Annotated in this window: 17 protein-coding genes and 1 pseudogene; 7 read left to right on the forward strand and 11 right to left on the reverse strand. The window is 71.4% G+C overall.

What is annotated here, in order from left to right; translation table 11 throughout:
* The first annotated feature begins 567 nt into the window (after positions 1–567).
* Both ABZS71_RS22190 and ptsP read left to right on the forward strand, forming a co-directional pair.
* The gene (locus ABZS71_RS22190) at positions 568–1,017 is read left to right on the forward strand and encodes a PTS glucose transporter subunit IIA (protein WP_355852975.1); all 450 of its coding nucleotides are present in this window, start codon (positions 568–570) and stop codon (positions 1,015–1,017) included.
* 109 nt (positions 1,018–1,126) lie between these two features.
* Positions 1,127–2,797: a phosphoenolpyruvate--protein phosphotransferase gene (gene ptsP, locus ABZS71_RS22195; RefSeq protein WP_356212711.1), complete on the forward strand. Its 1,671-nt coding sequence runs from the start codon at positions 1,127–1,129 to the stop codon at positions 2,795–2,797.
* A 65-nt stretch (positions 2,798–2,862) separates the two neighbouring features.
* Here ptsP and ABZS71_RS22200 read toward each other — a convergent pair whose 3' ends face one another.
* The 3 genes from ABZS71_RS22200 to ABZS71_RS22210 are packed head-to-tail and all read right to left on the reverse strand — an operon-like array spanning position 2,863 to position 6,058.
* Positions 2,863–3,801, reverse strand: coding sequence for a hypothetical protein (locus ABZS71_RS22200; RefSeq protein WP_355852969.1), 939 nt, complete (start codon positions 3,799–3,801; stop codon positions 2,863–2,865).
* A gap of 22 nt (positions 3,802–3,823) precedes the next feature.
* Complete coding sequence (locus tag ABZS71_RS22205) at positions 3,824–3,982, reverse strand: hypothetical protein (protein ID WP_356212714.1); 159 nt, start codon at positions 3,980–3,982, stop codon at positions 3,824–3,826.
* A 57-nt stretch (positions 3,983–4,039) separates the two neighbouring features.
* On the reverse strand, positions 4,040–6,058 hold the full coding sequence (locus ABZS71_RS22210; RefSeq protein WP_356212717.1) for an acetoacetate--CoA ligase: 2,019 nt from the start codon (positions 6,056–6,058) through the stop codon (positions 4,040–4,042).
* A 209-nt stretch (positions 6,059–6,267) separates the two neighbouring features.
* Here ABZS71_RS22210 and ABZS71_RS22215 point away from each other — a divergent pair, with 209 nt between their 5' ends.
* A complete protein-coding gene (locus ABZS71_RS22215) occupies positions 6,268–8,829 on the forward strand; it encodes a glycoside hydrolase family 31 protein (RefSeq protein WP_356212720.1) in 2,562 nt (853 codons plus the stop codon).
* Between the two features lie 250 nt (positions 8,830–9,079).
* The gene (locus ABZS71_RS22220) at positions 9,080–9,883 is read left to right on the forward strand and encodes a M15 family metallopeptidase (RefSeq protein WP_356212723.1); all 804 of its coding nucleotides are present in this window, start codon (positions 9,080–9,082) and stop codon (positions 9,881–9,883) included.
* 8 nt (positions 9,884–9,891) lie between these two features.
* Here ABZS71_RS22220 and ABZS71_RS22225 read toward each other — a convergent pair whose 3' ends face one another.
* The 4 genes from ABZS71_RS22225 to ABZS71_RS22240 form a co-directional block, all read right to left on the reverse strand.
* Positions 9,892–10,704 (reverse strand): ABC transporter permease, encoded by an 813-nt coding sequence (locus tag ABZS71_RS22225; protein WP_356212726.1) that lies wholly within the window; start codon positions 10,702–10,704, stop codon positions 9,892–9,894.
* 12 nt (positions 10,705–10,716) lie between these two features.
* Positions 10,717–11,562 carry an ABC transporter permease gene (locus tag ABZS71_RS22230; RefSeq protein ID WP_356212729.1) on the reverse strand — a complete coding sequence of 282 codons (846 nt, stop codon included), beginning with the start codon at positions 11,560–11,562 and terminating at the stop codon, positions 10,717–10,719.
* A 1-nt stretch (position 11,563) separates the two neighbouring features.
* Positions 11,564–12,745, reverse strand: a complete 1,182-nt coding sequence (locus tag ABZS71_RS22235) for an ABC transporter substrate-binding protein (RefSeq protein WP_356212731.1) — start codon at positions 12,743–12,745, stop codon at positions 11,564–11,566.
* Positions 12,746–12,836: 91 nt separating this feature from the next.
* The gene (locus ABZS71_RS22240) at positions 12,837–13,865 is read right to left on the reverse strand and encodes an ABC transporter ATP-binding protein (protein WP_355852946.1); all 1,029 of its coding nucleotides are present in this window, start codon (positions 13,863–13,865) and stop codon (positions 12,837–12,839) included.
* Between the two features lie 419 nt (positions 13,866–14,284).
* Between ABZS71_RS22240 and ABZS71_RS22245 the strand changes: the two are divergent.
* From ABZS71_RS22245 to glpK, 3 genes and pseudogenes are all read left to right on the forward strand, one after another.
* Positions 14,285–14,639: pseudogene (locus tag ABZS71_RS22245) on the forward strand (lipid-transfer protein); the annotation flags it as partial.
* A gap of 223 nt (positions 14,640–14,862) precedes the next feature.
* Positions 14,863–15,588 (forward strand): MIP/aquaporin family protein, encoded by a 726-nt coding sequence (locus ABZS71_RS22250; RefSeq protein ID WP_355852943.1) that lies wholly within the window; start codon positions 14,863–14,865, stop codon positions 15,586–15,588.
* Positions 15,589–15,602: 14 nt separating this feature from the next.
* A complete protein-coding gene (glpK, locus tag ABZS71_RS22255) occupies positions 15,603–17,138 on the forward strand; it encodes a glycerol kinase GlpK (protein ID WP_355852940.1) in 1,536 nt (511 codons plus the stop codon).
* 85 nt (positions 17,139–17,223) lie between these two features.
* Here glpK and ABZS71_RS22260 read toward each other — a convergent pair whose 3' ends face one another.
* The 4 genes from ABZS71_RS22260 to ABZS71_RS22275 are packed head-to-tail and all read right to left on the reverse strand — an operon-like array spanning position 17,224 to position 21,312.
* Positions 17,224–17,817, reverse strand: a complete 594-nt coding sequence (locus tag ABZS71_RS22260) for an ATP/GTP-binding protein (protein ID WP_355852937.1) — start codon at positions 17,815–17,817, stop codon at positions 17,224–17,226.
* Positions 17,798–18,193, reverse strand: a complete 396-nt coding sequence (locus ABZS71_RS22265; RefSeq protein ID WP_355852934.1) for a DUF742 domain-containing protein — start codon at positions 18,191–18,193, stop codon at positions 17,798–17,800. Before ABZS71_RS22265 ends, ABZS71_RS22260 begins: the two co-directional genes overlap by 20 nt.
* A gap of 15 nt (positions 18,194–18,208) precedes the next feature.
* Positions 18,209–18,634: a roadblock/LC7 domain-containing protein gene (locus ABZS71_RS22270; RefSeq protein WP_356212733.1), complete on the reverse strand. Its 426-nt coding sequence runs from the start codon at positions 18,632–18,634 to the stop codon at positions 18,209–18,211.
* Positions 18,631–21,312: a nitrate- and nitrite sensing domain-containing protein gene (locus ABZS71_RS22275; protein ID WP_356212735.1), complete on the reverse strand. Its 2,682-nt coding sequence runs from the start codon at positions 21,310–21,312 to the stop codon at positions 18,631–18,633. The genes ABZS71_RS22270 and ABZS71_RS22275 overlap by 4 nt, the downstream gene beginning before the upstream one ends.
* Between the last annotated feature and the right edge of the window lie 358 nt (positions 21,313–21,670).

The raw sequence follows: 21,670 nt of genomic DNA on the forward strand, positions 1-21,670 counted from the left end.
CCGTGAATGCTTCCGGGATATCCCGGCGACACATCACGAGAGCGGAACCATCAGAGGAATAGTCCGATGGTTCACAGCGTCCTCGCTGTGTTTTTCTTCAAAGGAACCTCGTCCACGAGTGGACGGGGTATCAACATATCTGGCGTTGACTTTTGGCACGCTGTTGAGTTCTCAAGGAACGGACGCTTCCTTTGAAACCGTATCACCGGTTTCTCCGGGCGCTTCCCTTCGGTGGTTCACACGCTATCAGACCATTTCCCGCTCTCCGAACCGATGTTTCCGCATGGCATGCGAAAGCGGATCCGAGCTTTGGATCAAGTAACTGAAGGCGCCGCCTGAACCTGGACATGCACGCAGCTGACCGCGATGCTTCATCCGGTGGGCAGGGGGACGACACTACAGCGCCTCACGTAGCCGTGGCAAATCGATTCGTGCCCCACGGATGCTCTCCGGTCTGCGCCGCTTGTGCGGAATCCAATCTTCCTATGACTTACTCTTCTGGGCAGTGCGCTGTCCGGGACAGGCGGTGACGGCGCGTGATGAATCTTCACCCCTGGGAGGCTTCCCATGACCACCGTGACGTCCCCGGTCGCCGGGCGTGCGATCGGACTCGCAGCGGTTCCCGATCCGGTGTTCTCCGGCGCCATGGTCGGTCCTGGTACAGCGATCGACCCGGCGCTCGAACCCTGTGTGGCGGTGGCCCCGGTCGACGGCATCGTCGTCTCGCTGCACCCCCATGCGTTTGTCGTCGTGGACGAGGAGGGGCACGGCGTGCTCACCCACCTCGGGATCGACACCGTGCAGCTGAACGGCGAAGGCTTTGAGTTGCTCATCAACAAAGGGGACACCGTCAAGCGCGGCGACGCGGTGGTGCGCTGGGACCCCGCCGTCGCCGTGGCCGCGGGCAAGTCGCCGATCTGTCCGGTCGTGGCCCTTGAGGCCACGGCCGATTCCCTTGCCGACGTCCACGAGGACGTCGACGTGAAGCCGGGCGACGCTCTCTTCAGCTGGACGTGACCGGCCGCGTCGCTCCGCGGCCGGCGGGATCCGGCCGCAGCGGCGTGATCGGCCAAGAACGACATCCACCACGGCGGGGTTCCCGCCGTATCGACCGGGGACGGGTGAAATGGAGACAACGCTGCGAGGCGTCGGCGTGAGCCACGGGGTGGCGATCGGCGAGGTTCGGCACATGGGCACGGCGGTACTGGAGCCGCCGGCGAAGCAGATTCCCGCCGATGAGGCGCCGCGTGAGCAGGGGCGTGCGCGCCATGCCGTGGAGGCGGTGGCGGCCGATCTGATCGCACGCGGCAATCTGGCGGGCGGTGAGGCCCAGGCCGTGCTCGAGGCGCAGGCCATGATGGCGCAGGACCCGGAGCTGATCGCCGATGTCGAGCGGCGCATCGCCGTGGGCAGCAGCGCCGAGCGCGCGGTGTACGACGCCTTCGCCGCGTACCGGGCGCTGCTGGCCGGGGCCGGGGAGTATCTGGCGGGGCGGGTGGCGGACCTCGACGACGTACGGAACCGGATCGTGGCGCGGCTGCTGGGTGTGCCGATGCCGGGGGTGCCCGACAGCGACGAGCCGTATGTGCTGATCGCGCGGGATCTCGCCCCCGCCGACACCGCGCTGCTCGACCCGACCCTGGTGCTCGGATTCGTGACCGAGGAGGGCGGGCCGACGAGCCACAGCGCGATCCTCGCGCGCGCCCTGGGCGTGCCGGCCGTGGTGGCGCTGCCGGGTGCCGTGGAACTGGTCGAGGGCACCGTGATCGCCGTGGACGGCAGCACGGGCGAGATCTTCGTGGCTCCGAGCGAGGAGAAGCGCGCGGAGCTGACCCGGGCCGCCGAGGAGCGCCGGGCCGCGCTGGCCGCCTCCTCCGGGCCGGGTGCGACGTCCGATGGGCACAAGGTGCCGCTGCTGGCGAATGTCGGCGGTCCGGCGGACGTCCCGGCGGCGGTCGAGGCGGGGGCCGAGGGCGTGGGCCTGTTCCGTACCGAGTTCCTCTTCCTGGACGACAGCACCAAGGCGCCGTCGGAGGAGAAGCAGGTCGCGGCGTACCGGCAGGTGCTGGAGGCGTTCCCCGAGGGCCGGGTGGTGGTACGGGTCCTGGACGCGGGCGCGGACAAGCCGCTGGACTTCCTCACCCCAGGCGATGAGCCCAACCCGGCGCTGGGCGTACGCGGGCTGCGCACCCTGCTGGACCATCCCGAGGTGCTGCGGACGCAGCTGACCGCGCTGGCCAAGGCGGCCGAGGGGCTGCCGGTCTACCTCGAGGTCATGGCCCCGATGGTGGCCGACCGGCTCGACGCCAAGGCGTTCGCGAACGCGTGCCGTGAGGCGGGGCTGCGGGCCAAGTTCGGCGCGATGGTGGAGATTCCGTCCGCCGCGCTGCGGGCCCGGTCGATTCTGCAGGAGGTCGAGTTCCTGTCGCTGGGCACCAACGACCTGGCGCAGTACACCTTCGCCGCCGACCGTCAGGTGGGTGCGGTCTCGCGGCTCCAGGACCCGTGGCAGCCCGCGCTGCTCGACCTGGTGGCGGCTTCGGCGGAGGCCGCGCAGGCCGAGGGCAAGAGCTGTGGTGTCTGCGGTGAGGCTGCTTCCGACCCCCTGCTCGCGTGTGTGCTGACCGGTCTGGGCGTCACCAGCCTCTCCATGGGTGCCGCGTCCCTTCCCTATGTCCGGGCCACGCTGGCGAAGCACACGCTCGCTCAGTGCGAGCGGGCCGCCTCCGCGGCGCGTGCGGCGGACACCGCCGAGGATGCCCGCCGGGCGGCGCAGGCGGTGCTGTCCGGCGAGTGAGCCGGTGACCAGGTGTCGTCGGCCATGGGCGTCCCGCCGCGATGCTCGCGGCGGGACGCCCTTGGTCATTCCGGGCGGGCGAGCGGGATGCCCGCCCGGTACTCCACGCCGTGCTCGGGCGGGATGGGCTCGCCGGTCTCCGCGTCGGTGCAGTACGCGGTGAACACCTCCGCTTCGCTCAGCGGGCGCAGCCAGCCGCCCAGCAGCGCCCAGCCGCGGACCACGTCCGGGACTCCGGGCGCGAGGGTCCGCAGCACGATGCCGCCGGGGCTCTGGTGGGCGATTCCGCAGGCCAGCACGGTGCGGAAGACCTGCGCCGCGGATGCGTCGAGCCGCGGCGGCCGCTCGGCCGTCGCCTTGGCGCGCAGTACGGCGACGAGCGAGGTGGCGCCGGCCGGAACGCTGCACACCAGATGGTGCGCCCCCGGCCCGGCCGCCTCGAGCACCGCGCGCAGCGCGGCCGAGGCGCGGTCGAGTGCGGCACGGCCGATGTCGTCGCCGCAGTCGCCGCAGTCGCCCGCGCGGGAGAGCAGCGCCGTGGCGTACTCCCAGGTGGCCTGTTCCTCCGCCACGCCGATGAGCCGCAGGACCAGGCGGTCGATCGGCTGGCCCTCGTAGGGCACGCTGCCGCCTGCGGCGGCCAGCTCCGCCGTATAGCGGGTGCGGCTCGCGGAGGTGTCCGGGTCGAGCCGGAGGTCCGCGCAGTACTCCTCGTAAGCGACCGGGTCGAAGAGGGCGATGGTGGTGTGCACGCCCTGTGACGCGAGCGCCCGCAGCAGCCCCTCCATCTGCCGCAGATAGAGCGCGTGGTCATCGAAGGCGAAGGACGCATAGCGCCGCATGGCCGTGAAGTCCCGCTCATCGGCCAGCAGCGCCACGGTGCTGGGCACTTCCCTGCGTAAGGCGCGCCGCGCGGTGGGCTTCGCGGCCCTCGTCGGATTCTTCGCCTTCCTGTGCCTGCCCGGCCTGCTCCGGTCCTTGCTCCCGTTTCTGGTGTGCGCCATGACTCCCCCTCAGCGCGGACGTTCAGTGCTCACTCACCGTAACCGGGGCCACTGACAACGCCCCGACGCCGCGGTCCCGCACCAGGTGGCGCTGGGCGCCGCACATCGCGGCGAGCGCCGCGCCGAAGCCGAGCCGGCCGACCGGGCCCGCCGCGATCGCCGCCGCCGCCAGTGGTCCCACGCTGCGCGCGATGTACGGGGGGGTGAGCCCCCTCCCCCACCCCCGCCCGTCCGTCCGTCAGGTGGCCGACGCGCCCTTCGCCTGGGCCAGCCGCTCGTAGAAGCGCAGCAGCTCCACGTTGTCAACCGAGCCCGGGTTGACCGCCTTGTCCAGCGAGGTGCCCTGGAGGAGCCGCTTGACCGGGACCTCGATGCGCTTGCCGGTCAGCGTGTGCGGAACCCCGGGGACCTCGATGATCTCGTCGGGGACATGGCGCGGGGAGAGCTGTGCGCGGATGGTGCTCTTGATACGGCCCAGCAGGTCCTCGTCCAGCGTCGCGCCCGGCGCGAGATGGACGAACAGCGGCATCCAGTAGCCCCCGTCCGGCTGTTCGACGCCGATGACGAGGGACTCCCGGATCTCGGGGAGGCGTTCGACCGCCTCGTAGATGTCGGCGGACCCCATCCGTACGCCCTGCCGGTTGAGGGTGGAGTCGGAGCGGCCATGGATGACGACGGAGCCGCGTGAGGTGAGGGTGATCCAGTCGCCGTGGCGCCAGGCGCCGGGGAACATCTCGAAGTAGCTGTCGCGGTAGCGGCTGCCGTCGGGGTCGTTCCAGAAGCGGACCGGCATGGACGGCATCGGGCGGGCCACGATCAGCTCGCCGACCTCGTCGACCACCGGCTTGCCCTGCGGGTCCCATGCCTGGAGGTCGGTGCCGAGGCCGGGGGCCTGGAGCTCGCCGATGTACACCGGGAGGGTGGGCACGGCCCCCGCGAAGCAGCTGCACACATCGGTGCCGCCGCTGACGGAGGCGATCCACATGTCCTCCGCCACCTCGTCATGGAGCCAGCGGAAGCCGTCGGGCGGCAGCGGGGAGCCGGTCGTGGCGACGCACCGCACACGGGAGAGGTCGAAGTCGCGGCCCGGGTGCACCTCGGCCTTGCGGCAGGCCATGACATACGCGGCCGAGGTGCCGTAGAGCGTGGTGCCGGTGCGCTCGGCGACCCGCCACTGGGCGGCGGTGTCCGGGTAGCCGGGGCTGCCGTCGTAGAGGACGACGGTGGCGCCGACGAGCAGCCCGGACACCAGGAAGTTCCACATCATCCAGCCGGTGGAGGTGTACCAGAAGAAGCGGTCGTCGGGCCCGAGGTCGCAGTGGAGCCCGAGCTGCTTGAGGTGTTCCAGCAGGATGCCGCCCTGGGACTGCACGATGGCCTTGGGCAGACCGGTGGTACCGGAGGAGTAGAGCACCCACAGCGGATGGTCGAAGGGCAGCGGGTCGAAGACCGGGTCCACCGGATCGCGTACGACGTCGTCCCATTCGAGGGCGCCCTCGGGGGCGGCGGTGCCCAGCAGCGGGATATGGACGACGGCGCGCAGGGTGGGCAGCTCGCGGCGCAGCTCGGCGACGGTCTCGGTGCGGTCGTGCACCTTGCCGCCGTAGCGATAGCCGTCGACCGTGAAGAGCACCACCGGCTCGACCTGCTGGAAGCGGTCCAGAACGCTGCGCGCCCCGAAGTCGGGGGCGCAGGAGGTCCATACGGCGCCCACGGCGGCGGTGGCGAGGAGGGCGACGGCGGCCTGGGGGATATTGGGGGCGTAGCCGCTGACCCGGTCGCCAGGGCGGACGCCGAGGCGGCGCAGCTCGGCGGCGGCGGCGCCGACCTGGCCGCGCAGCTCGGCCCAGGTGACCGGGCGCGGCTCATGGGTCTCGTCGACGTACAGCAGCGCGGGGGTGTCCGCGCGGGCGGGGTCCTCGGCGGCGCGCAGCGCGTGCTCGGCGTAGTTGAGGGTGGCGCCGGGGAACCAGCGTGCGCCGGGCATGGCGGCGTCGGCGAGCACGGTCTCGTACGGGGTGGTGAAGCGCACGTCGAACCATTCGGCGACCGCCCGCCAGAAGGTCTCCAGCTCCCCCACCGACCAGCGGTGCAGCGCGGTGTAGCCCGCCGCCGGGTCGTCGGGGCGGGCGGCGGGCGCGCCATGGTGAGCCGCGGCCCAGGTGTGGAAGCGGGTCAGCTGGGACCGGGCGATCCGGTCCGCGCCGGGCTGCCACAGGGGGCGCGGCAGGTGGTCGGGGTGCGCTGCGGTGGTCATCTGTGTCGGCTCCCGGGCTGTCCGCGTCGGTTGCATCCGTGTCCGGTGCATCCACGTCGTATCCGTCCGTGCAGGACGATGCCATGTGATCGACTGACGCACCAGGGGCGCCACTCCACATCGAGGGCCGGCGCGATGTGGGCGGAGCACGGATGAACGGCAGTTGAACTCTGGCCGCATCGGGCCTCGTCAATGGCAGGGTGATCAGTATGGATGCGCGTGACCTGGTGCAGGCGGGGAAGCTGATGCGGTCGGTGAAGGTGGTCGGTACGGCACAGGGGTTGCGGTCGCTGCGCTCGGCGTGGCGGCGTCGGCGGTCCGACGCGGTCGGGCTGGAGCGCCGGGGCAGGGAGCTGGCCCGGATGCCGGGTGTGGTGGAGGGGGCGGATCCGCAGCCGGGGGGCGGGGTGGTGCGGTTCGCCCGGTCCTCGCTGCGGGTGCGGGTGACGGCGGGCGGCGCGGTGTTCTGCGGCTGGGACGGGGCCGAGCCGGAGCCGTCGTACGCGCTGGACGGGACGTGTCCGGAGGCGGACGAACGGGTGGTGCTGGAGCCGGACACGGCCGGCGGCTGGCGGGTGGTGTCCGAGCGGGTCACGGTGACGGTGTCGCGGACGGGCGAGGTGGAGGTGCGGACCCCGGGCGGGGTGGTGCTCCGCAGAGATCTGCCGCCGCGCTGGTGGGAGCCGGCCGGTGCGGGAGCCGCGGCGGAGCACGGGGAGGCGGAGCACGGCGGGGCGGAGCACGGGGAGGCGGAGCACGGCGGGGCGGAGCACGGCGGGGCGGAGCACGGGGAGCCGGAGCACGGCGGGGCGGAGCACGGCGGGGCGGAGCACGGGGAGGCGGAGCACCGGGAGGCGGGCGCGCGCTGGCTGCAGCGGTCCGAGGTGGCGGCGGACGCGCGGTTCTTCGGGCTGGGCGGGCGGGCGTCCGGGCCACGGCTGCGGGACGGCACGTACCGGCTGTGGAACACCGATCCGGGCGGCAGCTTCGAGCCCGGCGACGATCCGCTGTATCTGACCATGCCGGTGCAGCTGGTGGTGGCCGACGCGGGCACCCATCTGGTGTTCCACGACAACTCCTGGGACGGCACGGTCACGCTGCGGGAAGGCGAGGAGGGCGCGGGCTCCGGGCACGACCGGCCGGGCGGCTGCCGGATACGGATGGACGGCGGCCCGCTGCGCTACTGGGTCATCGTGGGGACGCCGCCCCGGGTGCTCCAGGGCTGGACGGCGCTGACGGGCGCTCCGGCGGTCCCGCCGAGCTGGGCGCTCGGCCACCACCACGCGCGCTGGGGGTTCGGGGACGCGGAGGAGGTGCGGCGGGTGGTGGCGGGCTACCGGGAGCGGGATCTGCCGCTGTCCGCGGTGCATCTGGACATCGACCACCACGCCGGAAACCGGGTGTTCACGGTGGACCGGGGGCGGTTTCCCGATCTGCCCCACCTCGCCGCCGAGCTGCGCGCGAGCGGGGTGCGGCTGGTGTCGATCGTCGATCCGGCGGTGAAGGCGGAGCCGGGCGACGCGGTGTACGACAGCGGGTCGGCGGAGGATGTGTTCGTACGCGACACCAAGGGGCGGGAGGTGCGGGGTGTGGTGTGGCCGGGTGAGGCCGTCTTCCCGGACTTCACCGATCCGCGGGTGCGCAAGTGGTGGGGCGGGCTGTACGCGGAGCGGCTGGCGCAGGGCTTCTCCGGGGTGTGGCACGACATGAACGAGCCGGTGTCGTTCGCCGCGTTCGGCGAGCCGACACTGCCGCGCTCGGCCCGGCACGCCCTGGAGGGCCGGGGCGGCGACCACCGCGAGGCCCACAATGTCTACGGTCTGGCCATGGCGCGGGCCGGGTACGAGGGGCTGTGCGAGCTGCGCCCCGGCGAGCGGCCGCTTCTCTTCTCGCGCTCGGGCTGGGCGGGTCTCCAGCGGTACGGGGGCAGCTGGTCCGGCGATGTGGCGACGGGCTGGCCGGGGCTGCGCGCCTCACTGTCGCTGGTGATCGGGCTCGGTCTTTCGGGGGTGCCGTACTCGGGCCCGGACATCGGCGGCTTCACGGGCTTTCCCTCCCCGGAGCTGTATCTGCGCTGGTTCCAGCTGGGCGCGTATCTGCCGCTGTTCCGCACCCATTCGGCGATCACGGCGGGGCGGCGCGAACCGTGGGAGTTCGGGCCGCGGGTGCTGGAGCACGCGGCGGCCGCACTGCGCGAGCGGCAGCGACTGCTCCCGTACTTCGTGACGCTGGCGCAGCTGGCCGCGCGCACCGGCGCCCCGTATGTGCGCCCGGTGTGGTGGCGGACGCCGAAGGACCGCGCGCTGCGCGACTGCGAGGACGCCTTTCTGCTGGGGGACGCGCTGCTGGTCGCGCCGGTGCTGGAGGAGGGCGCCGAGCGGCGGACGGTCCGGCTGCCGCGCGGCCGCTGGTACGACACGGCGACCGGCCGGGCGTACGACGGCCCCGGGCAGGTGGAGCTGGACGCTCCGCTGTCGCGTATCCCGGTGCTCGCGCGGGCAGGTTCGGTGGTGCCGGTGGCGGGGCCGGACGGCGGAGTGGAGCTGGAGGTGTGGACGCCGTGCCAGGGGCGTAAGGGCGGCGGGGGCGGGTCGTTGGTCGTGGACGCGGGCGACGGCTGGGAGAAGACCGAGCTGGTGCGCTTCGCTACGCGGCTGCGCGGGGGTGAGGTGAGCGTGGAGCGGGAAGACGGGGGCGAGGCGGGGTACCCGGTGCGGGTACGCGGCGAGGTGCCGCCGCCACCGTCGAACCGGTCGCGGGGGCGCCGCTAGGTTCTGGCCGGCGGTCCGGCCGGGCGCGGCGCCGTTCTCTCACGGGCGCTCCGCCCGGAGGCGCCCTCGGCGGTGGTGGGCGGCCGAAGGGCCCGTGCGACCGCCCTGCCGCAGGCGCGTCGTGGCCACGGCGCGATGTGCTCGGTAGCGGGGCGGCCCGGTACGGTCAGCCGCACGGTCGCAGCCAGGATGGAACGGCCGGACCGCATGGGGTTGTTCGCGGACCGCGTGGCTGATAAGTGGAAGGGTCATGTCAAGACTTACCGCCGCGCTGCGTGCGCTCGCCCTGCCCGTCGCCGCCCTGCTGGCCGTCGCCTCCCCCGCTCCGGCGCAGGCGACGGCCGAGCCCAAGGCCCCGAAGGAGTTCGTGGCCCTGAGTGATGTCGATCCGACGATCCTGCAGGAGATCCGCTACTTCACCCCGCATAACTTCACCGGCCACCCGATCGACGGCTACCGCAAGCCGATGTGCATCCTGACCCGCCCGGCCGCCGAGGCGCTGCATCAGGCACAGCGTCAACTGCTGCGGCGCGGCTACACCCTGAAGGTGTACGACTGCTACCGCCCGCAGCGCGCGGTCAACGACTTCGTGGAGTGGGCCAAGGACCTCGACGACCAGCGGCTGAAGGGCGAGTTCTATCCGCAGGTCGACAAGGAGCGGCTGTTCGAGGACGGCTATATCGCCGAGAAGTCGGGCCACAGCCGGGGCAGCACCCTGGATCTCACCATCGTGAAGCTGCCCGCGCTCCCCACGCGTCCGTATGTGCCGGGCGAGAAGCTGGTGCCCTGTTACGCCCCGCAGAAGGAGCGCTTCCCGGACAACTCCGTGGACATGGGCACCGGATACGACTGCTTCGATACGCTCTCGCACACCCTGGACCCGCGGATCACCGGTGAGCAGCGGGCCAACCGGCTGCTGCTGAAGAGCACCATGGAGTCCCTCGGCTTCGTCAATCTGGCCGAGGAGTGGTGGCACTTCACCTACAAGCCGGAGCTGTTCCCGGGCACCTACTTCGACTTTCCGGTCTCCCGCCGGTCGCTGACCGGCCACTGATCACCTCGTCACAGCCGCCCGCCCGCGGTGTCCGAGGACAGTCGCTGCGCGATGTACACGGGCACCACGGACAGGGCGATGAGCAGCGCGGCGACGACGTTGACGACGGGGGCCTGGTGCGGCCGAGCCAGGTTCTCGTAGATCCACAGGGGCAGGGTGCGGGTGCCGGGCCCGGCGGTGAAGGTCGTCACCACGATCTCGTCGAAGGAGAGCGCGAAGGCGAGCAGCCCGCCCGCGAAGAGCGCCGAGCGGACGGCCGGGAAGGTGACGTAGCGCAGGGTCTGCCAGGGGCGCGCGCCGAGGTCCGCGGACGCCTCCCCCAGGGAGGGCGCGACGCGGCGCAGCCGGGCGCCGATGTTGTTGAAGACGATGACGACGCAGAAGGTGGCGTGCCCGACGACCACCGTGAACAGGCCGAAGCCGACGCCGAGGGGTTCGAGCACGGTGCGGAAGGCGGCGTTCAGCGCGATACCGCTGACGATGCCGGGCAGCGCGATCGGCAGGACGAGGAGGAAGGACACGGTCCGCCGGCCGAAGAAGCGATGGCGGTGGACGGCGTAGGCGGCCAGGGTGCCGAGCACCAGGGCGATCGCGGTGGCGGCGAGGCCGGCCTTGAGGGAGGTGAGCAGGGCGTCGCGGGCGCCCTGGCTGTGGAGGGCGGCGCGCCACCACCGACCCGTGAAGCCGCTGGGCGGCCAGCCGAAGGAGCGGTCGGCGTTGACGGAGTTGAGCAGGACCAGCAGCAGGGGCGCGTAGACGATCGCGAGCCCGGCCGCGGTGACACAGCCGAGGACCACACGGGCGCTGCGCGACAGTCGCATGTAAGAGACCCCCTAGAGCGAGTCGAGGGCGCCCGCACGGCGTACGGCGGCCAGATAGCAGACGATGAGGACGACGGGGATCGCGGAGAGCGCGGCGGCCATCGGCAGGTCGAGGGTGACCTGGGAGGCGATCACATTCCCCAGCAGCTGGGTCTTGCCGCCGACGATCTGCACGGTGATGTAGTCGCCGAGGCTGAGCGAGAAGGTGAAGACGGAGCCGGCGAGCAGCGCGGGGCGTACGGCGGGCAGGACGACGGAGCGCAGGGTGCGCCAGGTCCCGGCGCCGAGGTCGGCGGAGGCTTCCAGGGTCCGCTCGGGGAGCCGCTCCAGGGCCGCGTACACCGGAAGGATCATGTACGGGAGCCAGAGGTAGGCGAGCACGATGACGACGGCGGAGGTGCCGTAGCCGGGTCCGTGCAGCCCCAGCGGCGCGAGCGCCGCGCCCACGACGCCGTCCTCGCTGAGCATGACCCGCCAGGCGTACGCCTTGACCAGATAGCTGGCCCACAGCGGGGTGAGCACGGCGACGAGCAGCGGCCGCCGCCAGCGCCGGCCGGCGACGCGCGCCATGCAGAAGGCCATGGGCAGGGCGAGGAGGGCGTCGATGACGGTGACGGCGGCCGCGATGGCGAGGGTGCGCAGCGCGATGGTGCGGTAGACGGGGGTGGTCAGCAGCTCGTGGAATTTGTCGGTGTTCCAGGTGCGGACGACATCGGAGGTGAAGGAGTCGGTGGCCCAGAAGGCGGAGAGGAGCAGGACGGCGAGCGAGCCGAGATAGGCCAGGGTGAGCCAGAGCAGGGGCGGCCCGAGGAGCGCGGCGAGGCGCAGCCGTGAGCCCTCGGCGCGCGGGGCTCGCATCTCAGCCCTTGACCTCCGTCCAGGCCCTGGTCCACTGGGCGTAGTCGGTGCAGGTGGTGTCCTTGCGGCCGTCCAGGCACTGCTTGATGGGCGTGGTCCAGAAGTGGACGCGGCCGAAGTACTTCTCGTCATCGGCGTGGAAGACGGCGCAGTGGTTCGGGTCGGCGGTCTCGGCGCACGCCTTGCGGTTGGCGGGGGCCTCGCCGAAGTACTCGGCGACCTGGGCGTTGGCCTTCGGCGAGACGATCCAGTCGAGCCACCTGTAGGCGCAGTTGGGGTGCTTGGCCTGGGCGGAGACCATCCAGGTGTCGGACCAGCCGGTGGCGCCCTCGGCTGGGAGCACCGCCTTGACCGGGGTCTTCTCGGCCTTGGTGAGGTTGGCGATGACCTGCCAGGTGGTGCCGATGACGCTGTCGCCGCCCTTGAAGGCGGTGATCTCCTTCTGGTAGTCGCTCCAGTACTCGCCGACCGCCTTGTGCTGCTGCTTCAGCAGCGCGACCGCCGCGTCGAGTTGTCTGTCGTCCAGGGCGTAGGGGTTCTTGATCCCGAGCGACGGCTTGGCCTTCATCAGATACAGCGCGGCGTCGGCGATGTAGATCGGCGAGTCGTACGCGGTGACATGTCCGCCGTACCGCGCGGCGTCGTCGAAGACGGCCCGCCAGGAGTCGGGCGCGGGCTTGACCTTGTCGGTGCGGTACATGAGGAGGTTGGCGCCCCGGCCGTGCGGAATGCCGTACATGCGGCCGTCCCTGGAGTTGAACGGCTGCTGCTTGAGGGCGGGGAAGATGTCCTTGTAGTTCGGCACCAGCTTGGTGTTGACGGGGGCCGCGTCGCCGGAGGCGATGAGGCGCAGGGTGGCGTCGCCGGAGGCGGAGACCGTGTCGTACTGCCTGGTCTTCATGAGCGAGACCATCTCGTCGGAGGTGCCGGCGGTCTTGGTGCTGACCTGGCAGCCGGTCTTCTTCTCGAACGGGTGCACCCAGTCGACCTTGGGGTCGTTGGAGCCGTCCTCGGCGTAGCCCGCCCAGGCGATGATGTTGACCTTGCCTTCGCCCTTGCCGAGCTTGTCGAGGGCATGGGCGGCCTTGCCGTCGTCGCCGCCGGAGCCGCAGCCGGCGGCGGTCAGCAGCAGCGCGCACACGGCGGCCGCGGACCTCCACGCAGACATCCTCTGTTTTCGCATCCGGTCCTCCCCGTCCCACTTGGCACTTGAGGCCCCGTCAGTATCCGGGCGCTCCTGTGCCCACGCCAGAGTGCCGTCGGCAATGACAAGGTCAACCCGGTACGGGAAAGGCGTCCTTCTCGTCCCAGCAGAGCCGGATCTCGCCGTGCGGTCGGGCGGATTCAGGCAGTCCGGAGAGGTTCTGGCGGAGCACGGTGAGCCGATCGCCGTGTGGAAGCGCGATGGTGAAGCGGGTGTGCGCCCCGGCGTGCACGATGTCCGCGACGCGCCCCACGACGGTCCGCAGTCCGTCGGCGGGTGCGGCGGCGGGGTCGGCGAGCAGGATCCGCTCGGGCCGGATGGAGTACGCACCGGGGCGGCCCACGACGCGGACGGCGGCCTCGCCGCGCAGCAGGTTGGTGGTGCCGACGAAGCCCGCGACAAAGGCGGTGGCGGGGCGTTCGTACACCTCGACCGGCGGGCCGGTCTGTTCGATACGGCCGTCACAGACCACCGCCACCCGGTCGCTCATCGTCAGCGCCTCCTCCTGGTCATGGGTGACCAGGAGAAAGGTGATGCCGGTGGTGCGCTGGAGCTCTTTCAGCTCGCCCTGCATCTCCTGCCGGAGCTTGAGGTCGAGCGCGCCCAGCGGTTCGTCGAGCAGCAGGACGGCAGGCCGGTCCACCAGGGCGCGGGCGAGGGCGACGCGCTGGCGCTGGCCGCCGGAGAGCTCGGCGGGGCGGCGGGCCGCGAAGCCGTCGAGGCGTACGGTGGTGAGCGCCTCGCGGGCCCGGGCGAGCCGCTCGGCCTTGCGGACGCCGCGCACGGTGAGCGCGTAGGCGACGTTCTGCTCGACGGTCATCTGCGGGAAGAGCGCATAGTCCTGGAAGACGGTGTGCACATCGCGGCGGTGGGGCGGCAGCGCGGTGACATCGCGCCCGGCGAGCTCGATCCGGCCGCCGGTGGGCTGTTCGAAGCCGGCGACGAGGCGCAGCAGGGTGGTCTTCCCGGAGCCGGAGGGGCCCAGGAGGGAGAAGAACTCGCCCGCGCGGATGGCGAGATCGACGCCGGCCACCGCGCGGACGGTGCCGAAGTCCTTGGTGACGGCCTCAAGGCGGACCGCCGTTTCCGTCTCCGTCACGTTCCCACCTTTTTTTGCGGCTCGGTTCGCCTCCGGGGCGCTTCAGCCGCTGTCGACGGTCGACCGTGCTCGACCCCTCGTTCCTCGGGGCCTCCGCGCGCTCTCCCTTTCGACAGCGGCGCGCCCCTTCAGCTCACTCGCCAGGAGTACCCCACACCGGATGGGACCCCGAAGGGCCTCCGCGCGCTCCCTTAGGACAGCGGCGCGCCCCTTCGGCTCGCCCCCAGCTACCGCTGGGAGGTGCCCCCAGCCGGTAGAGCCCGGAGGCTCCACGGCACCGTGCCCGGGATCGCGCGGTCACTGTACCGGGTTACGCGCCGTACGGCCCCCCGTGCCACACTTCTGACGTACCGTCAGGGGAGCGGTCGTGATCGGCGAGGTGGCGGTGCTCGGCGCCGGGATGCGCCCCTGGGGCAAATTACGAGGAAGCCGGGCTCGGACCCGAGGATCTGTCGCTCGCCGAGGTGTACGACCTCTCCACGGCCCTGGAGCTGGAGTGGTACGAGGACCTGGGGCTGTGCGGCCCCGGGGAGGGGCGAGGCTGCTGCGCGAGGGCGCGACGGCGCTCGGCGGACGGATTCCGGTCAATCCGAGCGGGGGGGGCTCGCGTCCTTCGGGGAGGCGGTCCCGGCCCAGGCCATCGCCCAGGTGTGCGAGCTCACCTGGCAGCCGCGCGGCCAGGCGGGTGGCCGTCAGATACCGGGGGCCCGCACCGGAATCACCGCGAACCAGGGGCTGTTCGGCCATGGCTCGTCGATCGTGGCGGTCCGGTGACCCGGACTCGTGCGCCTTACGGCCGTTACGGGACACCGTTGCCGTCCATCACCTTGACGCCCCCTGACCGCCGGTGAACACTTCTGCGGTGTCAGTCGGCGTCGCCGCGCGCAGACTCCCCACGCTCACCCCCCATGGGCGATTCCGATGCAACCGCACGCTCGAAACGACCCAGCACGGAGGACCGGGGCACCTCGCCCCGGGCGAGGTCCTAGGAGCCGCCATGAGCAATGGGGACATCTTCACCGGTGAGGTCATCGGCACCGCGATACTGATTCTCTTCGGCGCCGGCGTCTGCGCCGCCGTCACACTGAACCACTCCAAGGCCAAGGCATCCGGATGGGTGGTCATCGCCTTCGGCTGGGGCTTCGGCGTGCTCGCCGGGGCCTACACCGCGGGCCCGCTCTCCGGCGGCCACCTCAATCCGGCCGTGACCATCGGCATCGCCGTCGACACCGGCGAGTGGGACAAGGTTCCGCTCTACATCGCCGGGCAGATGGTCGGCGCGGTCCTCGGTGCGGTGCTCGCCTGGCTGGTCTACTACGCGCAGTTCGCGGCCAACGCCGACCGGGACAACGCCCTCCCCACGCTCGGGGTCTTCTCGACCATCCCGGAAATCCGGAACCCGGTCGCCAATCTCGTCACCGAGATCATCGCGACGATGGGTCTGGTGCTGCCGATCCTCGCCTTCGGCCTCACCGAAGGGCTCGGCACGTCGGGTATGCAGACCCTGATCGTGGCCTTCCTGGTGGTCGGCATCGGCCTCTCCCTCGGCGGGCCGACCGGCTATGCCATCAACCCGGCGCGCGACCTCGGGCCGCGTCTGGCGCACGCCCTGCTCCCCATCCCCAACAAGGGCACCTCGGACTGGGGTTACGCCTGGATACCGGTGGTGGGTCCGCTGATCGGGGCCGTGCTCGCGGGTCTCGTCTTCAACGCAGCCTTCTGACCGAAGGAGACGCCATGCCGAACCATACGGACACGTACGTCGCCGCGATCGACCAGGGCACCACCTCCAGCCGCTGCATCATCTTCGGCCACGACGGCGCGATCGTCGCCGTCGACCAGCGGGAGCACCGCCAGATCTTCCCCAAGCCCGGCTGGGTCGAGCACGACGCCACCGAGATCTGGGCCAAGACGCAGGCCGTGGTGGCCGGTTCGCTCGCGAAGGCGGGGCTGCGCGCCGACCAGTTGAGCGCACTCGGCATCACCAACCAGCGTGAGACGACCGTCCTGTGGGACCGTTCGACCGGCAAACCGGTGCACAACGCCATCGTCTGGCAGGACACCCGCACCTCCGCCCTGTGTACGGAACTGGGCGCCGAACACGGTCAGGACCGCTTCCGGGGCACCACCGGGCTGCCGCTGGCCAGCTACTTCTCGGGACCCAAGGCCGCCTGGCTGCTGGAGAACGTCCCCGGTCTGCGCCGCCGCGCCGAACTCGGCGAGATCGCCTTCGGCACCATCGACTCCTGGCTGATCTGGAACCTCACCGGCGGCACCGACGGCGGGGTGCATGTCACCGATGTGACCAACGCCGGGCGCACCCTGCTGATGGATCTCGAAACCCTCCAGTGGGACACCTCGATCCTGGCCGCCATGCACCTTCCCGAGGCGATGCTTCCGGAGATCCGGTCCTCGGCCGAGGTGTACGGCACGGCGGTCGGGCAGCTCGCCGGGGTGCCGGTGGCCTCCGCGCTCGGCGATCAGCAGGCCGCCGTCTTCGGCCAGACCTGCTACGGCGTCGGCGAGGCCAAGAACACCTATGGCACCGGCAGCTTCCTGCTGCTCAACACCGGCGACCGCCCGGTGCCCTCCAAGAGCGGGCTGCTGACGACGATGGGGTACCGGCTCGGCGGCGAGCGGCCCGTCTACTGTCTGGAGGGCTCGATCGCGATCACCGGCGCGCTGGTGCAGTGGTTCCGCGACCAGTTGGGGATCATCCGCTCCGCCGATGAGATCGAACCGCTGGCCGCGAGCGTGGCCGACAACGGCGGGGCGTACATCGTCCCGGCCTTCTCCGGCCTCTTCGCCCCGTACTGGCGCTCGGACGCCCGCGGCGTGGTCACCGGCCTCACCCGCTATGTCACCAAGGCGCATCTGGCGCGCGCCGTGCTGGAGGCGACCAGCTGGCAGACGCGCGAGGTGGTCGACGCGATGTACCAGGACTCCGGGGTACGGATCACCTCGCTGAAGGTCGACGGCGGGATGACCGCGAACGGGCTGCTGATGCAGCATCAGGCCGATGTGCTGGGCGTACCGGTGATCCGCCCGGTGGTCGCCGAGACCACCTGTCTGGGCGCGGCGTACGCGGCGGGGCTCGCCACCGGCGTATGGCAGGACCTCGACGAGCTGCGGGCGCACTGGAAGCGGGACACCGAATGGACCCCGCGAATGGGCGCCGAGGAGCGCGAGCGCGAATACGGCAACTGGCGCATGGCGGTGGAGCGCAGCTTCGGCTGGCACAAGGATGACCAGAGCGCCGAGGGCCACGCGTAGCACCTTCGCGGACGCGGTGCGCGCGATGCCGCGGCCCGTACCCCGGACGGCGGGGTACGGGCCGTGGCGCGCGCCGGAGAGGCGCCTAACGGCGGGTGGCGGAGGCGAGCATCGCGTGTTCCACCACGGAGATCAACACATCCTTGACGGACTCCCGCTCGCGTGCGTCGCACATGATGACCGGCGTCCCCGGGTCGAGGTCGAGCGCGTCGCGCACCGACTCCTCCGGGTAGATCTCGGCGCCCTCGAAGCAGTTGACGGCCACCGTGAAGGCGATGTCGCGCCGCTCGAAGTAGTCGACGGCGGCGAAGCAGTCCTCCAGCCGGCGGGTGTCGGCGAGCACCACCGCGCCCAGCGCGCCGGTCGCCAGCTCGTCCCACAGAAACCAGAAGCGGTCCTGCCCCGGCGTGCCGAAGAGATAGAGCACCAGGTCCTCGCGGAGCGTGATGCGCCCGAAGTCCATGGCCACGGTGGTGGTTTTCTTGCCTTCCACCCCCGCGATGTCGTCGACCGGCCGGCCCGCCTCGGTGAGCAGCTCCTCCGTGCGCAGCGGTTTGATCTCGCTGACCGCGCCCACCAGGGTCGTCTTGCCCGCACCGAATCCGCCCGCCACAAGTATCTTGAGCGTCACGGGTTCGATGATGTGAGAGCGGCCTAGGTCAGAGTGCCCGTAGACCATTGATCACCTCGCGCAGAATCCTCTCGTCCGGCAGTTCCGCCGGAGGTACGGGCCGGGACACTCGGACGAGTGCCGCGTGGAGCAGGTCACCGATCAGTACGCGGACCACGCCGACCGGAAGGTCGAGCTCGGCCGCCAGTTCGGCGACGGACTGTGGGGTATCCCGACTGAGTGCGACGATGTCGAGGTGTTCCGGGGACAACGTCCGGTCGGTGACGCTGCGCTGGTTCACACTGTCGGCGACGACGACGGCGATCAGATCGAGCTTGCCCTCGGCGGCGCTGCGGGTGCGTCCCCGCGTCATCGCGTAGGGCCGGACCACCGGTCCCGCCGCGTCGTCGAACCAGCGGGCGGCGCTTTCCCCGTCTCCGGTCATATCCCCCCGCCTCCGTCACCCACCGGAGCGCGGAGCGGAGCCCAGATGTGCGCCCACCCGCTTGACCAGCAGCGTCATCTCGTATGCTACCTGCCCCACATCCGAATCGGCATCGGCCAGCACGGCCAGGCAGCTGCCGTCGCCCGCGGCGGTGACGAACAGGAAGGCGTCGTCGAGTTCGACGATGGTCTGACGGACGCGGCCGACGTCGAAGTGGCGGCCGACGCCCTTGGCGAGGCTGTGGAAACCGGAGGCCACGGCGGCCAGATGCTCACCGTCCTCCCGGGACAGATCGCGTGAGCCGCCGGTGAGGAGGCCGTCTCCGGAGAGCACCAGCGCCTTGCGGATGCTGCCCACTCTCCCGACCAGTTCGTCAAGCAGCCAGTTCAGTTCGCCCGATGCCTCGGCCGAGGCGTCCCGTGCTGCGTTCGATGCGGTCATCGACCGTCCCCCTCATGTGTCGTTCCTGGTGCTGCGTCCGCCCCGCCGGAGCCGTTGGCCGTCTGCCTCCGACCGCGCTGCCAACCCCGTTGGAGCGAGGCCATGGTGGCCCTCGCCTGCTCGGCCTCGCGTTCGGGATCGGGATCGGGATCGGTGTCGGCAGCGTATCGGTCCGCCTCCGTCCGCTCTGTCGGCGGTGCGGGGTCGTTCTTCAACTGCGGGGCCAGGCTGGCCTGCCGTACCCGCTTGGGCAGCCCGGAGACGACCCGCTGGGCGGGCGCCCCACGCTGCGGGCCCTGGCCCTGCCGGTCGGGCCGCCCGGCTCGGTCGGGCCGCCCGGCTCGCTGTGACCGGTCGGGCCGCTGCGACCGGTCGGGCCGCTCCTCCTCGTCGCGGTCGCCGCGCTCCACGGGTTCGGTCCAGGACGGCTGTCCGGCGCTCTGCGGGCGGGCGTGCCGTCCGCCCGACGCCCCCTCGACCGGGTGGCCGTGATCGGAGACCAGCACCGGCGGGACGCGGCGGGGCAGTGGCGCGAGGCCGCCGTCGCGCAGGGGCAGGGGGCCGTCCGGCGCCTGCTGGTGCTGCTCCACGAGCGTGGGCTGTCGCGTCGCCAGACCGCGGGCCCGGAAGATCCCGCCCACTTCCTCGTCCTCGTCCGCGTCTTCCCGGACGAAGGCCGAGAGCGGGGAGACCGGCGCTTCGAGTTCGACGGGCCCGCCCACCTCTCGTCGGCTGCCCGTGTGCTCGGTGTCGTCCCTGTCGTCCCTGTCGTCGGGGCCGCTGTCGGTGAGCAGCGAGGAGGGGATGAGCACGATGGCCGTGGTCCCGCCGTACGGAGAGGGCTGCAGCGAGACGCGCACCCCCTGCCGCTGGGCGAGCCGGCTGACCACGAACAGACCGAGCCGGTCGGTGTCGGACAGCTCGAACTCGGGGGTCTCGGCGAGCCGGAGATTGGCCTCCATCAGCGCGTCGGGCGTCATGCCGAGCCCCCGGTCGTGGATCTCCAGGGTGAAGCCCTTGGCGACCCGCTCGCCGTGCACCTGGACGGCGGTGTGCGGCGGGGAGAAGACGGTGGCGTTCTCCAGGAGTTCGGCCACGAGATGGGTGAGGTCGCCGACGGCCGGGCCGATGACCGCGAGCCGCGGCATCCGGCGGACCTCGATCCGCTCGTAGTCCTCGACCTCGGCGACGGCGGCGCGCACCACGTCCATGAGCTGGATCGGCTTGCGCCACTGCCGGGAGGGGGCGGCGCCGGAGAGGATGACCAGACCCTCGGCGTGGCGCCGCATACGGGTGGTCATATGGTCCAGGCGGAAGAGGTCGGCGAGTTCGTCGGTGTCCTCGGTGCGCCGCTCCATGGCGTCCAGCAGGGTCAGCTGGCGGTGCAGCAGCACCTGGCTGCGGCGGGCGAGGTTGACGAAGACATCGGAGACGCCCTGGCGGAGTTCGGCCTGCTTGACCGCGGCCTCGACGGCGGCCCGCTGGAGGGTGTTGAGGGCCTGGCCGACCTGGCCCATCTCGTCGGAGCCGTAGTCGAGCCGGGGCGCCTCGGTCTCGACGTCGATCTGCTCCCCCGCGCCGAGGCGGCGCATCACGCTCGGCAGCCGGACGCCGGAGACCTCCTGGGCGTCCGTGCGCAGCTGCGACAGATCGCGGACCAGGTTGCGGCCGATCCGGAACGAGACGAAGACCGAGACGATGAGGGCGAGCAGGCCCAGAATGCCGGCGGCGCCCGCCTTGAGGAGGACGTTCTTGGCGACCGGGTCGATGCGCTTCTGGAGCCGGTCGGTCGCCTCGTTGCCCAGCCGGTCGTAGTCGATGAGGACGGGCTGGGCCGCGGCCTCCCAGTGCTCCTGGTCCAGGGCCTTGATGGCCTTGTCCGGGTCCATCGAGGACAGGATCTTGCCCTCGGCGACGCGCAGGGCCGCGGGGGCGGCGTTGGTGCGCCGGTAGTCGGCGAAGACCTTCTGCTCCGAGGCGGGGAGGATCGGCAGATTGGTCTCGTAGAGCAGGGTGCGCTCGGCGATGAGATCGGAGAGCGACTGAAGGTCGGTCAGGGTCATCTTGCGCGCCGTGAGCCCCGAGACATAGAGGGCGTCCTCGCGGGACAGCGCCTCGCGGGCGCGGATCATGGCGACGAGCGCACGGCCCTGTTTGTCCAGGTCGGTGTCGGGAACGGCGTGCAGGGCGCTGCGGAATGTGTAGCAGAGATCGACAAGCTTGTTGTAGTACTCATATGCTGCGGTCCGCGTGATGCCGTTGTCCTCGACCTTCCGGCGCAGACTGTCGAGGCCGTCGGCCGCTTTGAGGATGTCGTCCAGCTCGTTCTCGGAGTCGTCGTTCAGCCGGTCGTGCACATCGTGGTCCGATTCGGCGGCGCGCAGCCTGCCGATGGCCTCATCGGTCTTGCGCTGCTGCGCGTGGAGCACGGGCAGCGCGTCGGACTGGCGCGGATCCGCGAGCAGGACGAGGGTCTGCCGCCGTTCCTTCTGGACGGCGTGCACCGCGTCCTCCGCCGGCTGGCCCGCTTTGTCGATGATGGCGGAGGCGTCCAGCAGTTGCATCGCCTCACGACCGGTGATCACCGTAGCGAAGGCCCAGATGGCCGTCAGTGAGACAAGCGGCACCAGCAACAGCGCCACGATCTTCCTGCGGATGGACTTCCCGCGAAAGCGCATGGCCTCCCCAACGTCATCCCCGAAGTCCGGGGGCGGTGTTCCGAATTCCGACAACGAGCGGCGCGAGCCTACTACTGCGAGTTGACCATCTCGAAGGCTTGTCCGGTTGCTGCAGGGAACTCCCCACACTCCGCGATCAGGAGTTGTCGGGTGATTGTCCGACTTACCCCCCGTGGCGTGGCACTCTACCGACGGTTACCGAGCGCGTCCGATCGGATGCGCTTGGCCGGATTTCCCCTCCCCAGGGGAACCTCCGGTCGCTGCCATTCGTGACCTTACGAGGCACACTGGGGGGGCATACGTCCCAAGTCCCGCTATCTGGACGGCCGGACCGGGGCAGCCGCAGGAAAGGGGTGGG

Source organism: Streptomyces sp. NPDC005393 (genome assembly GCF_040606675.1).
Taxonomy (GTDB): domain Bacteria; phylum Actinomycetota; class Actinomycetes; order Streptomycetales; family Streptomycetaceae; genus Streptomyces.

Excerpts from the sequence above, each read along its gene's own strand:
- ABZS71_RS22190 (WP_355852975.1), top strand. The coding sequence starts at position 568 with ATGACCACCGTGACGTCCCCGGTCGCCGGGCGTGCGATCGGACTCGCA.
- ptsP (WP_356212711.1), top strand. The coding sequence starts at position 1,127 with ATGGAGACAACGCTGCGAGGCGTCGGCGTGAGCCACGGGGTGGCGATC.
- ABZS71_RS22200 (WP_355852969.1), bottom strand. The coding sequence starts at position 3,801 with ATGGCGCACACCAGAAACGGGAGCAAGGACCGGAGCAGGCCGGGCAGG.
- ABZS71_RS22210 (WP_356212717.1), bottom strand. The coding sequence starts at position 6,058 with ATGACCACCGCAGCGCACCCCGACCACCTGCCGCGCCCCCTGTGGCAG.
- ABZS71_RS22215 (WP_356212720.1), top strand. The coding sequence starts at position 6,268 with ATGGATGCGCGTGACCTGGTGCAGGCGGGGAAGCTGATGCGGTCGGTG.
- ABZS71_RS22220 (WP_356212723.1), top strand. The coding sequence starts at position 9,080 with ATGTCAAGACTTACCGCCGCGCTGCGTGCGCTCGCCCTGCCCGTCGCC.
- ABZS71_RS22225 (WP_356212726.1), bottom strand. The coding sequence starts at position 10,704 with ATGCGACTGTCGCGCAGCGCCCGTGTGGTCCTCGGCTGTGTCACCGCG.
- ABZS71_RS22230 (WP_356212729.1), bottom strand. The coding sequence starts at position 11,562 with ATGCGAGCCCCGCGCGCCGAGGGCTCACGGCTGCGCCTCGCCGCGCTC.
- ABZS71_RS22235 (WP_356212731.1), bottom strand. The coding sequence starts at position 12,745 with ATGCGAAAACAGAGGATGTCTGCGTGGAGGTCCGCGGCCGCCGTGTGC.
- ABZS71_RS22250 (WP_355852943.1), top strand. The coding sequence starts at position 14,863 with ATGAGCAATGGGGACATCTTCACCGGTGAGGTCATCGGCACCGCGATA.
- glpK (WP_355852940.1), top strand. The coding sequence starts at position 15,603 with ATGCCGAACCATACGGACACGTACGTCGCCGCGATCGACCAGGGCACC.
- ABZS71_RS22260 (WP_355852937.1), bottom strand. The coding sequence starts at position 17,817 with ATGGTCTACGGGCACTCTGACCTAGGCCGCTCTCACATCATCGAACCC.
- ABZS71_RS22265 (WP_355852934.1), bottom strand. The coding sequence starts at position 18,193 with ATGACCGGAGACGGGGAAAGCGCCGCCCGCTGGTTCGACGACGCGGCG.
- ABZS71_RS22270 (WP_356212733.1), bottom strand. The coding sequence starts at position 18,634 with ATGACCGCATCGAACGCAGCACGGGACGCCTCGGCCGAGGCATCGGGC.
- ABZS71_RS22275 (WP_356212735.1), bottom strand. The coding sequence starts at position 21,312 with ATGCGCTTTCGCGGGAAGTCCATCCGCAGGAAGATCGTGGCGCTGTTG.